The following is a 13,655-nucleotide window of genomic DNA, read 5'->3' on the forward strand; positions in this document are numbered from 1 at the left end:
CAGGCCCGGCCCACGTCAGGGGCACGGAACGGCAAACTCAACGGACACGCGGGACGAGGGGACTGACGAGACAGTGGCACTGTTCGAGTCGATACACAATCCGGAAGCGCTCAAGAGGCTTCCGGCCGACCAGCTCCCTGCGCTGGCACAGGAGATCCGGGACTTCCTGGTCGACTCCTGCTCCCAGACCGGCGGGCACCTGGGCCCCAGCCTCGGCGTCGTCGAGCTGACCATCGCGCTGCACCGGGTCTTCGACTCCCCGAAGGACCCCATCATCTTCGACACCGGGCACCAGGCCTACGCGCACAAGGTGCTCACCGGCCGCCACGACTTCACCAACCTCAAGTCCGAGGGCGGCCTGTCCGGATACCCCTCCCGCGCCGAGTCCGAGCACGACTTCGTCGAGAACTCCCACGCCTCCACCGCGCTGTCCTACGCCGACGGCATGGCCAAGGCCAACGAGGTGCGGGGCCGCAAGGACCGCACCGTGGTCGCCGTCATCGGCGACGGCGCCCTCACCGGCGGCATGGCCTGGGAGGCGCTCAACAACATCGCCGAGCGCCGGGACCGGCGCCTGGTCATCGTGGTCAACGACAACGGCCGCTCCTACTCGCCCACCATGGGCGGTCTGGCAGACCACCTCGCCTCCCTGCGCATGGCCCCCGGCTACGAGCAGGCCCTGGACCTGGCCAAGACCACCCTCAACCGCACGCCCGTGGTCGGCCAGCCCCTCTACGAGGCGCTGCACGGCATCAAGAAGGGCCTCAAGGACGCCATCCAGCCGCAGATGATGTTCGAGGACCTGGGTCTGAAGTACCTCGGTCCCATCGACGGCCACGACGAGCAGGCCCTGGAGAAGGCGCTGCGCCGCGCCCGGGACTTCGGCGGCCCGGCGATCGTCCACTGCATCACCCAGAAGGGCAAGGGCTACGCCCCGGCCGAGAACCACGACGAGGACCAGTTCCACGCCCCCGGCCCCTTCGACGTGGCCACCGGCCGGGCAAAGCCCGGCCCCAAGGCCGTCAAGTGGACCTCGGTCTTCGCCGAAACCATGGTCGAGATCGGCGCCGAGCGCCCCGACGTGGTGGCCATCACCGCCGCCATGCTCCACCCCACCGGCCTCAACAAGTTCGCCGAGGCCTACCCCGAGCGCACCTTCGACGTGGGCATCGCCGAACAGCACGCCGCCACCGCGGCCACCGGCATGGCCATGAACGGCCTGCACCCGGTCGTGGCCGTCTACGCCACCTTCCTCAACCGCTGTTTCGACCAGGTGCTCATGGACGCCGCCCTGCACCGCCAGGGCGTCACCTTCTGTCTGGACCGCGCCGGGATCACCGGCAACGACGGCGCCAGCCACAACGGCATGTGGGACATGTCCATCCTCCAGGTGGTCCCGGGCCTGCGCCTGGCCGCGCCCCGCGACGCCGAGCGCCTGCGCGCCCTGGTGCGCGAGGCCGTCGCGGTCGAGGACGCGCCCACCGTCGTGCGCTACCCCAAGGGCGCGGTCGCCGAGCAGCTGGACGCCGTGGGCAGGATCGGCTCCATGGACCTGCTCCGCCGCGCCGCCGACGGCGGCAACTCCAAGGACCTGCTCATCGTGGGCGTGGGCACCATGGCCCAGGTCGCCTGCGAGGTCGCCGACCGGATGGCCGCCCAGGGGCTGGGCGTCACCGTCGTCGACCCCCTGTGGGTCAAGCCGCTGGACGGGGCCCTGGTCGCCGAGGCCGCCGAGCACAGCGTCGTCGCGGTCATCGAGGACAACGGCCGCACCGGCGCGGTCGGCGACGCCGTGGCCCGTCTGCTGCGCGACCACGACGTGGACGTGCCGGTGCGCACGTTCGGCATCGCGCAGGAGTTCCTGGACCACGCCAAGCGCGACGACATCCTGCGCGAGCAGGGCCTGACCCCCCAGGAGCTGTCCCGCAGCCTCACCGAGACGGTCTCCCGGCACACCGACGGCGCCAAGTCCGCCGGCGAACTGGCCGACGAGACCGCCTGAGCGCACGCGTCCCTGGCAGCCCGGGGGACGCCCCCGGGCTGCCAGAATGGGCACATGAGCTCCTCCGAACCTGAGCAGCACAGCACCGCCGCACCGCTCCGGGTGGCCGTGATCGGCTCCGGCCCGGCGGGCGTCTACGCCGCCGACGCCCTGACGCGGCAGCGGCGCGTGCCCGTGCGGGTCGACGTCGTGGACCGCCTGCCCACGCCCTACGGGCTGGTGCGCTACGGGGTGGCCCCCGACCACACCAAGATCAAGGGTGTGGCCCGGGCGCTGCGCCGGGTTCTGGAGCACCCCGACGTGCGCTTCGTCGGCGGGGTCGAGTTCGGCGCCGACCTCACCCGCGCCGACCTGGCCCGCACCCACCACGCCGTCGTCTACGCCACCGGCGCCAGCGTCGACCGCCGCATGGACGTGCCGGGGGAGGACCTTCCCGGCAGCGTCGCCGCCACCGACTTCGTCAACTGGTACTGCGGGCACCCCGACACCGCCCTGGAGCGGTTCGTGCTCGACGCGGAGGAGGTCGTCGTGGTCGGGGCGGGCAACGTCGCCCTGGACGTGGTGCGCATCCTCGCCAAGACCGCCGACGAGCTCCGCCACACCGACATCCCCCAGCCGGTCCTGGACGTGCTCGCCGCCAGCCGCGTGCGCACCGTCCACCTGCTGTCGCGGCGCGGCCCCCTCCAGGCCAAGTTCACCGCGCCCGAGCTGCGCGACCTGCTCGCGCTGCCCGGCGCCGACGTCGTCGTGCGCCCCGAACAGGTCGACATCGACCCCACCGCCGTGGGGACCGGCGCCCCCGAGCTGCGCGACGTCGCCCGGGCCGCCCGCACCAACCTGCGGCTCCTGGCCGAACACGCCTCCCGCGGGCCACGCGGGCGGGGGCGCACCGTGCGGCTGCACTTCTGGGCCCGGCCCGTGGAGGTCCTCGGCCGGGAGGAGGGGCGCGTGAGCGGCGTGCGGGTGGAGGAGACCCGCCTGGACGCCGACGGGCGTCTGACCGGGACCGGCCGGACCACCGACCTGCCCGCCGGGATGGTGCTGCGCTCGGTGGGGTACGCGGGCGTCGCTCTGCCCGGGGTGCCCTTCGACTCCGAGGGGCGCACCGTGCCCCAGGAGGGCGGGCGCGTCCTGGACGCCGACGGCGTCGCGGTCCCCGGCGACTACGTGGCCGGTTGGATCAAACGGGGCGCCACCGGGGTGATCGGCACCAACAAGTCCGACGCCGCCGCGACCGTGCGCGCCCTGCTGGAGGACGCCGGGGCGCTGCGCGAGGCGGCTCCGGAACTGGTCCCGCTGGAGACCGTGCTGGACGAGCGCGGGGTGGCACACAGCGACTACGAGGACTGGCTGCGCATCGACACCGCAGAGGCCGACCAGGCCGTGGAGCTGGACCGGGGCGAGCGGGTCAAGCTCCACGGCTGGGAGGCCTACCGAAGGGTCGTCGGCGGCTGACTCCCGCCCCGCCCTCCCCGCGGCCGCGGGGAGGGCTCAGGCGACCTGGTCGGTGTCGGCGCCATAGGTGTTGCAGCCCTCCACGGTCTCCTGCGACCAGCCCCTCTCCAGCCAGAGGGCCCGGTTGCCGGCGGTGCCGTGCGTGTCGAGGTCGCCGCCGCCGTTGAAGTGCTCGTTGGCCGTGCGCAGGGCCCCCTCGTCGGCGCCGGTGATCCCGCGCAGGCCCACCCCGGCCATGCACTCGGCCTGGAGTTCGGTGCGGCGCATCGCCTCCAGCTCGGCCTGCTCGTTCTCGGCCTTCCAGGTCATGCCGTGCGCGACGCCCAGGATGCCGGTGGCGTACTGCACGTGGTGGCCGTACTCGTGGCCCATCAGGGCGAGCCAGACCTCCTCGCGCTCGCTCGGGGGGAGCAGGGCGCCCAGGTGGCGCACGTTGGGCAGCACGACGGTGATGCGGCTCAGGTCGCTCTCGTAGTAGGCGAGCGTGTACCCGTCCTCCGGGCTGGCGTCCGGGGGGTCGGGCGAGGTCCGGGTGACGGCGAACTCGGGCAGCTCCACGGACAGGCCCAGGTCCTCGAACACCGGTGCCCACAGCGTGTTCAGGCAGTCCCCGGAGACGGCAGCGAACTCCTCCCAGGACTCGTCGGAGTCCATGTCCAGCTCGGGGACGTCGCACTCGACCGGCTCGGGGGTGGCGACGTCGTAGAGGGGGTGGTCGACGACGTCGACCTCCACCTGGTTGGGCCGCGCCCTGAGGCGGTCGTCGTAGTGGGCGGACAGGTCGACACCGGTGGGCTGGGGCTCCTCCTGGGGGGTGGTGGCGACGATGAGGATGCTCGCGCCCAGCGCCACGAGGGCGATCACGGCCGCGCCCGCCGAACCGAGCAGGACGCTCGCGCCGCCGCGGCGCGAGGGCCGCTCCGGCGGCTGCGGCCAGGACGGCGCGGTCGGCTGCCAGGCGGTCCCCGGATGGGCGGCGGGGTGGCCGCCGGGCGGCAGCGCGAAGGGGTGGGGGTGCGTGTGGGCGCCCGGTGCCCGCCAGGGGTGCGGCGCGGGGCCGGGGCCCGTCGCGGGCTGGCCGTACCCGGCACCCGGGTGGACGGGGTGGCCGTAGAGGGCGGCGGGGAGGACGTGGCGGTACGGCGCACCGGCCTGTGTCAGCCCGGGGGAGGTGGGAGCGGTGCGGTACGGCGGGGCGCCCGGTCCGGGGCGTGCGGGAGCGTGCGTGCGTGCGGTTCCGTCCCGCCCCTGCTCCGCTCCGCCGGGTTCCCGTCCGTCCGCTCCGCGTCCGGCGGCCTCCTCGGCGCCTCCGGTACCGGACCGCTCGGGTCGGGGGGTCTCGCCTCCGGGCCGCTCACCGCCGGATGGGTTCTCCACGGGGTCAGTCCTCGCTATCGTGCCGCAGCGTGCCGGGGTGTCGTCTCCGCCCGGGGGCGAATCCGGCAAGAGTCGCAGAACTCCAGTATGAGGCTTAACCGGACGTACCCACGGACGTCGGGGTGCCGCTCTCCGGCGGCCGGTAGCGAACCCCCAGGCCCGTCAGCATGTTCTGAAGCTCGGACTCGAAGAGCGGTTCCATGTCGCGCATCACGAAGTCGAGGTGTTCGAACACCTCCATGCACACCACCCCGTACAGGCGTACCCAGCAAGTGCTGAGCACCATGACCGCCTCCACCGGGATGTGCGGGGCCGAGAAGCCGCAGGTGTCGGCGAAGGCGCGCAGCTCGCGGGCCAGCTCCGGGGTGATGCGGTCCCCGTCGGGCAGCACGAACCGCTCCTCCGACAGGAGCCGGTCGAAGAGGGTGTAGAAGGTCGCCCCGAAGCGCCGCCCGGCCTCCACCGCCGGTGTGACGTCGGTCTCGGGGGCCAGTCGCACGCGCGGGCCGAACATCGTGGCGAACTCGGCCCGGTGCCCGACCGCCCAGGCCCGGAAGGCCCGCAGCGAGGTGAGGATGCGCAGGTCGGTGTCCTCGGCGGGCACGCTGGCGTCCGCCGCGGCCACCGCGTCGCCCAGTTCCTGGAACATGTCCGCGGTGATGAGCACCAGCAGCGCGTCGATCCCCGTCACGTAGCGGTACAGTCCCGGCGCGGTCATCCCCATCTCCCGCGCGATGGCGCGCAGGGACACCCCGCCGGACCCGTGCTCGACCAGGTGCCGACGGGCGATCCCCTTGATCTCCGCCAGTGTGGCCTCGCGCACACGCTCGCGTCGGCTCGGCCTCCCCGTCACCCGGTCCAGCTGCGGTTTCGCCATCTGCTGCGCTACACCCCTGTCTCGGGCACCCGGTCGGGGCGCCGTGGTCCTCGTCGACGACGTTGACATCGTAACGCCCGCACGCTTTAGTGAACACCGTTAGCAAACACCGTTAACGGACACGGGGTCTGTTTCCTGAAAGGGCGGCGTATGCCGACACAAACGGGGCTTTTCGGTCGGCTGGGGCGGGGAGTCCACCGCTGGCGCTGGGCGGTCCTCGCCGCCACCGCGGCCTTCGCGGTCTTCTCCGGGATCTGGGGCTCGGGGCTCTTCTCCGACGTCAGCGAGAGCGGGTTCGAGGACCCCGACTCCGAGTCCGCGCGGGCCACGCGCGTCCTGGAGGAGGAGCTGGGCCACGACGGCGTCGACGTCGTCGCGGTCTACCGCAGCGACGAGATCCAGGTGGACAACCCCACCTTCGCCGCGGCGGTCCAGCGTATCGCCGACGGCATGCCCGAGGACGCGGTCGCCGACTTCGACACCTACCTCGACGAGGACCTCGGCGAGACCGAGCGCGGCATGCTCGTGGCCGAGGACATGGACGCCACCTACATCCCCGTCACCCTCAGCGGGGAGACCCACGCCGACCGCCTCCACCAGTACGAGGAGGTGGCCGAGTACCTGTCCTCCAGCAACCTGGAGGTCCACCTGGGCGGCTCGGTGGCCATCGAGCACGAGCTGGCCGAGAGCGCCGAGAGCGACGTCGTCCGCGCCGAGCTCATCACCCTGCCGATCCTGCTGTTCCTGCTCGTCCTGATCTTCGGCGGCCTCGTCGCGGGCCTGGTCCCGCTCGCCGTCGGCGGTCTGGCCATCCTGGGCTCGCTGACCCTCCTGCGCGCGCTGACCCACGTCACCGAGGTGTCGGTGTTCGCGATCAACGTCGCCACCATCCTGGGCCTGGGGCTGGCCATCGACTACGGGCTGTTCATGGTCAGCCGCTTCCGGGAGGAGCTGCGCCGGGGCCGCGGCATCGCCGACGCGGTGAGCCGTACCGTCGACACCGCCGGACGCACCGTGGCCTTCTCCGGCATCACCGTCGGCATCGCCTTCGCGGGCCTGCTCTTCTTCCCCCAGCCCATCCTCAAGTCGATCGGCTGGGGCGGCATCGCCGTCGTGGTCTTCGACCTGCTGGCGGCGCTGGTCTTCCTGCCCGCGCTGATGGCCGCGGTCGGGCACCGGATCGACCGCCTGCGGCTGCCGCTGCCCCGCCGCACCGTCACCGGCGCCGTGCACGAGGGGGCCTGGTCGCGCCTGGCCCGCGTCGTCATGCGCGGCCCCGCCGTGTCCCTGGTCGCGGTCGGCGGCGTCCTGCTGGTCTTCAGCGCCGGCCTGGCCTCCACTGAACTCGGATCCACCGACCAGCGCTACCTGCCCGCCGACTCCGGGAGCCGGATCGCCACCGAGGCGCTCTCCGACGACTTCCCCGCGGGCGGCCTGGGCACGCTCGACGTCGCGGTGGTCGGCGGCGCCGACGACGGGGCCCTGGAGGAGTACACCGAGCGCCTGGCGGGCCTGGAGGAGGCCGTGTCGGCCACCGTGGAGCGCACCGGCGAGGACGTCGCCCACGTCGTGGTCGCCTACCGGGGCGCCTCCGACTCCCCGGAGGTCGCCGACCTGGTGCGCGACGTGCGCGCCGAACCGGTCCCGGAGGGCGCGGAGGAGAGCCTGGTCGGCGGCGTGGCCGCCATGCAGCAGGACAACGTGGCGGCGATCGTCGACGCGGCGCCCATGACCGTGGGCTTCGTCGCCACGGCCACCCTGCTCCTGCTCTTCCTCGCCTTCGGCTCGATCGTCCTGCCGATCAAGGCGGTGCTCATGGGGGCGCTGTCCCTGGGCGCCTCCCTGGGCGTTGTGGTCTGGGGCTTCCAGGAGGGCGCCTTCTCCGGGCTGCTCGGGTTCGAGGCGGTCGGCACCATCGACCCCACCTACCTGGTGCTGATCATCGTCGTGGCCTTCGGCCTGGCGATGGACTACGAGCTGTTCCTGCTCAGCCGGGTGCGCGAGGAGTACCTGCGCACCGGCGACAACACGCGCTCGGTGTCGGCGGGGCTCCAGCACACCGGCCAGATCATCACCAGCGCCGCGATCCTGCTGATGGTGGTGCTCCTGGCGATGGGCACCTCGGACCTGCTCTTCCTGAAGATCATCGGCATCGGCCTGGCCATCGCTGTCCTGGTGGACGCCACCCTGGTGCGCGCGGTCATGGTGCCCGCCACGATGCGCCTGCTGGGCGGGGCCAACTGGTGGCTGCCCCGGCCGCTGCGCTGGCTGCACGACCGGATCGGGATCTCCGAGGGCGGCGACGAGGACGGGCCCGAACCCGCCGTGGAGCGGGACGGGCGCAGGAGGGTGCACGCGGGGGTGTGACCGCCCGTTGCGCGACCCCGCCCGGGAGCTCCCGGGCGGGGTCGTTTCGCCGTCGGCGGTGCTGTGACGCAGCCGTCCGCGGCGGGAACGCGTCGGGTGCGTGCCGCCGGGCCGGTCACGGTTCCCAGGCCACTCGGCGAAGAGTTCGTCGATGTGGGTGGTGGCGAAGCCCCGGTCGATCCGGGCGTCGAGCCGATCGAGGTCGCGGCATGCGCTGATGCGCTCGTGTGCTTCCTCGGGGATATCGATTCCGCGTCGGGTGAGGAGTCGGAAGACGGCTCGAGCCTCTCCCCCGGCCTTGAGGCTCTCGGTCCAGGCGCTGCTGTACTCAGAGGTGTCCGCCATCATGAGTTCCTCCGGGGCGGCCTGGCCTTCGGTCCTCGCCAGCAGGTTCAACGTGAATCCAATGCACTCCGCAGCCTTTTCCCGGTCGATCGCGTCGAGGCCGGTGCGCAGGGCTTCGAGCACGTCCATGTCCCGACCGCCGTGCGCGGCGGCGGACAGCACGTCCAGGGACGGATGACGCTCCACCTCTCCGGGACCGGTGCTGGCCGGGATCCCGGACGGCCCCACCACCAGGGGGCGCAGGACGAAACCGGGGCGGCCGAGGTGGATCGGCTCGGCGTACCAGTCCGCGACGGACCGCTTCGGACAGACGGTCAGCAGGACGACCGGGCGCTCGTGCCGTGAGCGCAGCGAGGCCGCGTACTCGGGCCGGGTGAAGCGCTTGCGCTCCTTCTCGTCGCGCTGGACCTCCACGGCGATGCCCATCAGCCTGTCGAAGGGGTCCTTCGGGCCGGGGCCGCGCAGCATGATCGCGACGCCCGATCGGCGCTCGACGGGATCGACGTGGCCGAGGCCGCACGAGGTGACCTCGCTGCGGTCGTAGTCGGGTACGTCCACGCCGAGGCCGAGCGGGAAGCCGACGGCCGTGTCCGGCGCGTCGGCGAACAACGCGGAGCAGATCTGGTGTTCAGCGGATAGCGCCACGAGGCAGCCGTTGCACAGGGTTGCCAGCGAGTATGTATGAGTAGTCGTTATGTGGTGACTTTTCACGTTCGCCCACTTCGGGCAGGGGAAGACGCGGTACCGAGACGCCCCCGTGGGAAGGGCCGCACATGTCCGAAGAGCAGAGCAGACCCCTGGTCCTACACGTGGGGCACGACGAACTCGTCGTCCGGCGCCGCTACGAGGCCGCGAGCATCGTCAACGACATCCTCATCGCCCTGTGGTTCATCGCCGGAAGCGTCATGTTCTTCTCCGAGGCCTGGACCACGGCGGGCACCTGGTGCTTCCTCGTCGGCAGCGTCGAGCTGCTGATCCGCCCGGTGATCCGGCTGAGCAGGCAGCTGCACATCCGGCGCGTACGCTCCTCAAGCCCCGGCTCGACCGGTGAGGAGTCCTCCCAGGACTTCTGACCGGCCGGACGGGTGGGGCCTCCCGGACGCGGAACGGCGGGCCCGGCATCCGCTGCCGGGCCCGCCTCGGGGTTTCGAAGGCTAGAAAGCCTTCGGGTCGCCCTCGTGGAACCGCTTGCCGTTCACGGCCTCCGACACCCCGACCTTGTCCAGGTAGGGGGTGATGCCGCCGGTGTGGAACGGCCAGCCCGCGCCGGTGATCAGGCACAGGTCGATGTCGGCGGCCTCGGCCACGACGCCCTCGTCCAGCATGATCCGGATCTCCCGGGCCAGCGCGCGCAGCGCCCGGTCCAGGATCTCGCTCTCCTCGGACGGCTGGTCGCCGCCCACGAGCAGCGCGCGGACCTCGGGGTCGATGCTGAAGTCGGGGGCGTAGATCGCCGTCTTGCCCGCCTTGACGATCTCGGCCAGTTCGGCGGAGACCGCGAAGCGCTCGGGGAAGGCCCGGTGCAGGGTCTCGGACACGTGCAGCGCGACCGCCGGGCCCACCAGCTGGAGCAGCAGCAGCGGCGACATCGGCAGGCCCAGGGGCGCCACCGCGCGGTCGGCCGTCTCGGGCTCGGTGCCCTCGCCGACGGCGCCCAGGACCTCGCCCATGAACAGGGTGAGCAGGCGGTTGACCACGAACGCCGGGGCGTCCTTGCACAGCACCGCGGTCTTCTTCAGCTTCTTGGCGGTGGCGAATGCCGTGGCCAGGGACGCCTCGTCGGTCGCCTCGCCGCGGACGATCTCCAGCAGCGGCAGGACCGCGACCGGGTTGAAGAAGTGGAAGCCCACGACCCGTTCGGGGTGGCGGAGCTGGGAGGCCATCTCGGTGATCGACAGCGAGGAGGTGTTGGTGGCCAGGATCGCCTCGGGGGAGACCACGGCCTCCACCTCGGCGAACACCTGCTGCTTGACCTCCATCTTCTCGAACACGGCCTCGATGACGAAGTCGGCGTCGGAGAAGGCGTCCTTGCTCAGGGAACCGCTCACCAGGGCCTTGAGGTGGTTGGCCTTGTCGCTGTTGACCCGGCCCTTCCTCAGGAGCTTGTCCACCTCGCCGTGCACGTAGGCCACGCCCTTGTCCAGGCGCTCCTGGTCCAGGTCGGTCATGACGACCGGAACGTCCAGGCGGCGGGCGAACAGCAGCGCCAGCTGCCCGGCCATCAGACCGGCGCCGACGACGCCGACCTTGGTGACCTTGCGGGCCAGCGCCTTGTCGGGGGCTCCCGCGGGGCGCTTGGCGCGCTTCTGCACCAGGTCGAACGCGTACAGGCCCGCCCTGAGCTCGTCGCTCATGATCAGGTCGGCCAGCGCGTCGTCCTCGGCCGCGAAGCCCTCGTCGCGCGTGCGGGTCTTCGCCTGTGCGACCAGCTCGACCGCGCGGGCCGGGGCCGGGGCGGCGCCGTGCAGCTTGCCCTCGACGGTGAACCGGGCCATGTTGACCGCGTTGTCCCAGGCCTCGCCCCTGTCGACCTCGGGGCGCTCGACCACGACGTCGCCCTTGACGACCTGGGCGGCCCAGCGCAGCGACTCCTCGACGAAGTCGGCGGGCTCGAACATCGCGTCGGCGATGCCCATCTCGAAGGCCTGCGCGCCCTTGAGCACCTTGTTCTGGGCGAGCGGGTTGTCGATGATGACCTTGAGGGCCTTCTCGGCGCCGATCAGGTTCGGCAGCAGGTAGGTGCCGCCCCAGCCGGGCACCAGGCCCAGGAAGGTCTCGGGCAGCGACAGCGCCGGGACGCCCGAGGAGATGGTGCGGTAGGTGCAGTGCAGCGCCACCTCGACGCCGCCGCCCATGGCCGCGCCGTTGACCAGCGCGAAGGTGGGCACGTCCAGCTCGCCGAGCTTGCGGAACACGTCGTGGCCCAGCTTGCCGATGGCGTGCGCCTGCTCGCGGTTCTGGAGTGCGGGCACACCGGTCAGGTCCGCGCCCACGGCGAAGATGAACGGCTTGCCGGTGACGGCCACGGCGACGATGTCGGTGCGCGCCCGGGCGGCCTCGATCGCCGCGTCCAGGCTGAGCAGCCCGCCGGGGCCGAAGGTGTTGGGCTTGGTGTGGTCGTGCCCGTTGTCCAGGGTGATCAGGACCGCGGTGCCCGCGCCGTAGGGGAGTTCGATGTCGCGGGAGAGGGCGTTGGTGACGACCTCGTCGCTGAACAGCTCCCGTGCCTCGTCGATGACGGTGCTCACTTGCCCCCCTCGTAGTTGGTGTTCTCCCACAGGACGGTCCCGCCCATGCCCATGCCGACGCACATGGTGGTCAGGCCGTAGCGGACGTCGGGGCGCTCGGCGAACTGGCGCGCGAGCTGCATCATCAGGCGCACGCCCGAGGAGGCCAGCGGGTGGCCGAGGGCGATCGCGCCGCCCCAGGGGTTGACGCGGGCGTCGTCGTCGGCGAGGCCGAAGTGCTCCAGGAAGGCCAGCACCTGCACTGCGAAGGCCTCGTTGATCTCGATCAGGCCGACGTCGTCCATCGAGATGCCCTGGCGGGCGAACAGCTTCTCGGTGGCCGGGACCGGGCCCACGCCCATGACCTCGGGCTCCACACCGGCGAAGGAGAAGTCGACCAGGCGCATCCTGGTGCCCAGCCCCAGCTCCTCGGCCACGTCCTCGGCGGCCAGGATCGCGCCGGTGGCGCCGTCGTTGAGACCGGCGGCGTTGCCGGGCGTCACGTTGCCGTGCGCGCGGAACGGGGTCTTGAGGGAGGCCAGCGACTCCATCGTCGTGCCGGGCCGGGGCGGCTCGTCCTGGGTGGCCAGGCCGTAGCCCTTCTCCAGGGAGCGGACCAGGACCTCGACCAGGTCGGGCTGGATCCGGCCGTCGGCGTAGGCCTTGGCGACCTTCTCCTGGCTGCGCACCGCGTAGGCGTCGGCACGCTCCTTGGTGATGGAGGGGTAGCGGTCGTGCAGGTTCTCGGCGGTGTTGCCCATGACCAGCGCGGACGGGTCCACGAGCTTCTCGGAGAGGAAGCGCGGGTTGGGGTCCACGCCCTCGCCCATGGGGTGGCGGCCCATGTGCTCGACGCCGCCCGCGATGACCACGTCGTAGGCGCCGAAGGCGATGCCCGCGCCGGAGGTTGTGACGGCCGTGAGCGCACCGGCGCACATGCGGTCGACGGCGTAGCCGGGGACGCTGCGGGGCAGCCCGGCGAGGATCGCGGCGCTGCGCCCGATCGTCAGGCCCTGGTCGCCGATCTGGGTGGTGGCGGCGATGGCGACCTCGTCGACGCGCTCGGGGGGCAGGCCCGGGTTGCGGCGCATCAGTTCGCGGATCACGCGTACGACGAGGTCGTCGGCGCGCGTCTCGGCGTAGAGGCCCTTGCCTGACTTGCCGAACGGGGTGCGGACCCCGTCGACAAACACGACATCGCGGGCAGTTCGCGGCACGATGGCCCCCTCCTTCTCCAAGGGTGGATGGACTCGTCGACCACCATGCTACTCGTCAGTAACAACTTCTGCGAGCAGCGGCCCCCCGACTCCGGTCAGGGGCGTGAGTCGGGGGCGATCCCCGGCTTCCGGCGGTGGCACGGCCCGCCCGGCGCGCGGTTGGCTGACCGGACGCTCCATCACCGGACGCAGCGAACCGCAGCGGACGGCCCGAAGGCGCCGCGCGACGACGTCGGGGGCCCGCGTGTCAGATCCGGGCGTGCGCGACGCCGACCGCGCCGCGAACACCGAGACCGCGCCCAAGGCGTCCCCGCGCCGCCCGTGGGGGTGCGCCCGCCCCCGCTGGCGGGTGCTCGTCCTGGGCGGGGCGCTCACCCTCCCGGGCGGCCCCACCGGCCCGTCCCAGCCCCTCCTTGCGGATACACGTCATCGACGCCCTCGGCGCGGGGTAGCCCGTCCTCGGGCCGGTCCCGGCCCCGACCGCCGTCATCGGATTCGTCAGCGGAGTATCCCCGTCCTCCGGGGCGGAAGAGCCGTCCTCGGAACGACGAAGGCGCGCTACTCGCGTTGGCCCGGTGGCCAAGGACGACACGGATGGACTGGCCCCGCGGGGTGAACCGTGCCGGCCTGTGGAGACCTCTGGCAAGCCGTGTCGGTGAAGCGGGAACCGGCTCGCGCCGTGGGGCACGCGGCGCCGACCGGATCGTGGTCATGGACGCCGGACGGGTGCGCGCCGTGGGCACCCGCGAGGAACCGGTGGCCGCCGACGACCTCTACCGCGACCTCGC

General features: G+C 72.4%; 9 protein-coding genes. 5 read left to right on the top strand and 4 right to left on the bottom strand.

Annotated features, from left to right (window positions below; all coding sequences use genetic code 11):
* Window positions 1-73: 73 nt before the first annotated feature.
* Both dxs and KGD83_RS11360 read left to right on the top strand, forming a co-directional pair.
* Window positions 74-2,002 (top strand): 1-deoxy-D-xylulose-5-phosphate synthase, encoded by a 1,929-nt coding sequence (gene dxs, locus KGD83_RS11355; RefSeq protein ID WP_212643733.1) that lies wholly within the window; start codon window positions 74-76, stop codon window positions 2,000-2,002.
* A gap of 54 nt (window positions 2,003-2,056) precedes the next feature.
* A complete protein-coding gene (locus tag KGD83_RS11360) occupies window positions 2,057-3,457 on the top strand; it encodes an FAD-dependent oxidoreductase (RefSeq protein WP_212643734.1) in 1,401 nt (466 codons plus the stop codon).
* Window positions 3,458-3,493: 36 nt separating this feature from the next.
* On the opposite strand, the gene KGD83_RS29115 is transcribed toward KGD83_RS11360, so the two are convergent.
* Together KGD83_RS29115 and KGD83_RS11370 are read right to left on the bottom strand one after the other, a co-directional pair.
* On the bottom strand, window positions 3,494-4,834 hold the full coding sequence (locus KGD83_RS29115) for a neutral zinc metallopeptidase (protein WP_212643735.1): 1,341 nt from the start codon (window positions 4,832-4,834) through the stop codon (window positions 3,494-3,496).
* Between the two features lie 94 nt (window positions 4,835-4,928).
* Window positions 4,929-5,711, bottom strand: a complete 783-nt coding sequence (locus KGD83_RS11370; RefSeq protein WP_212643736.1) for a TetR/AcrR family transcriptional regulator — start codon at window positions 5,709-5,711, stop codon at window positions 4,929-4,931.
* 150 nt (window positions 5,712-5,861) lie between these two features.
* On the opposite strand from KGD83_RS11370, the gene KGD83_RS11375 reads away from it, so the two are divergent.
* The 3 genes from KGD83_RS11375 to KGD83_RS11385 all read left to right on the top strand — a co-directional run bounded on the left by KGD83_RS11375 (window position 5,862) and on the right by KGD83_RS11385 (window position 9,496).
* Window positions 5,862-8,078, top strand: a complete 2,217-nt coding sequence (locus KGD83_RS11375) for an MMPL family transporter (protein WP_212643737.1) — start codon at window positions 5,862-5,864, stop codon at window positions 8,076-8,078.
* A 96-nt stretch (window positions 8,079-8,174) separates the two neighbouring features.
* Window positions 8,175-8,768, top strand: coding sequence for a hypothetical protein (locus tag KGD83_RS29120; RefSeq protein WP_212643738.1), 594 nt, complete (start codon window positions 8,175-8,177; stop codon window positions 8,766-8,768).
* Between the two features lie 428 nt (window positions 8,769-9,196).
* Window positions 9,197-9,496, top strand: coding sequence for a YrhK family protein (locus tag KGD83_RS11385; RefSeq protein ID WP_212643739.1), 300 nt, complete (start codon window positions 9,197-9,199; stop codon window positions 9,494-9,496).
* An 81-nt stretch (window positions 9,497-9,577) separates the two neighbouring features.
* On the opposite strand, the gene KGD83_RS11390 is transcribed toward KGD83_RS11385, so the two are convergent.
* A complete protein-coding gene (locus KGD83_RS11390) occupies window positions 9,578-11,671 on the bottom strand; it encodes a 3-hydroxyacyl-CoA dehydrogenase NAD-binding domain-containing protein (RefSeq protein ID WP_212643740.1) in 2,094 nt (697 codons plus the stop codon).
* Window positions 11,668-12,867: a thiolase family protein gene (locus tag KGD83_RS11395; protein ID WP_212643741.1), complete on the bottom strand. Its 1,200-nt coding sequence runs from the start codon at window positions 12,865-12,867 to the stop codon at window positions 11,668-11,670. The genes KGD83_RS11390 and KGD83_RS11395 overlap by 4 nt, the downstream gene beginning before the upstream one ends.
* Between the last annotated feature and the right edge of the window lie 788 nt (window positions 12,868-13,655).

The organism is Nocardiopsis akebiae (assembly GCF_018316795.1).
GTDB classification, from domain to species: Bacteria; Actinomycetota; Actinomycetes; order Streptosporangiales; family Streptosporangiaceae; genus Nocardiopsis; species Nocardiopsis dassonvillei.

What these genes read in the sequence shown, in the direction of transcription:
- KGD83_RS11360 (WP_212643734.1), top strand. Translation starts at nt 2,057, where the DNA reads ATGAGCTCCTCCGAACCTGAGCAGCACAGCACCGCCGCACCGCTCCGG.
- KGD83_RS11370 (WP_212643736.1), bottom strand. Translation starts at nt 5,711, where the DNA reads ATGGCGAAACCGCAGCTGGACCGGGTGACGGGGAGGCCGAGCCGACGC.
- KGD83_RS11375 (WP_212643737.1), top strand. Translation starts at nt 5,862, where the DNA reads ATGCCGACACAAACGGGGCTTTTCGGTCGGCTGGGGCGGGGAGTCCAC.
- KGD83_RS11385 (WP_212643739.1), top strand. Translation starts at nt 9,197, where the DNA reads ATGTCCGAAGAGCAGAGCAGACCCCTGGTCCTACACGTGGGGCACGAC.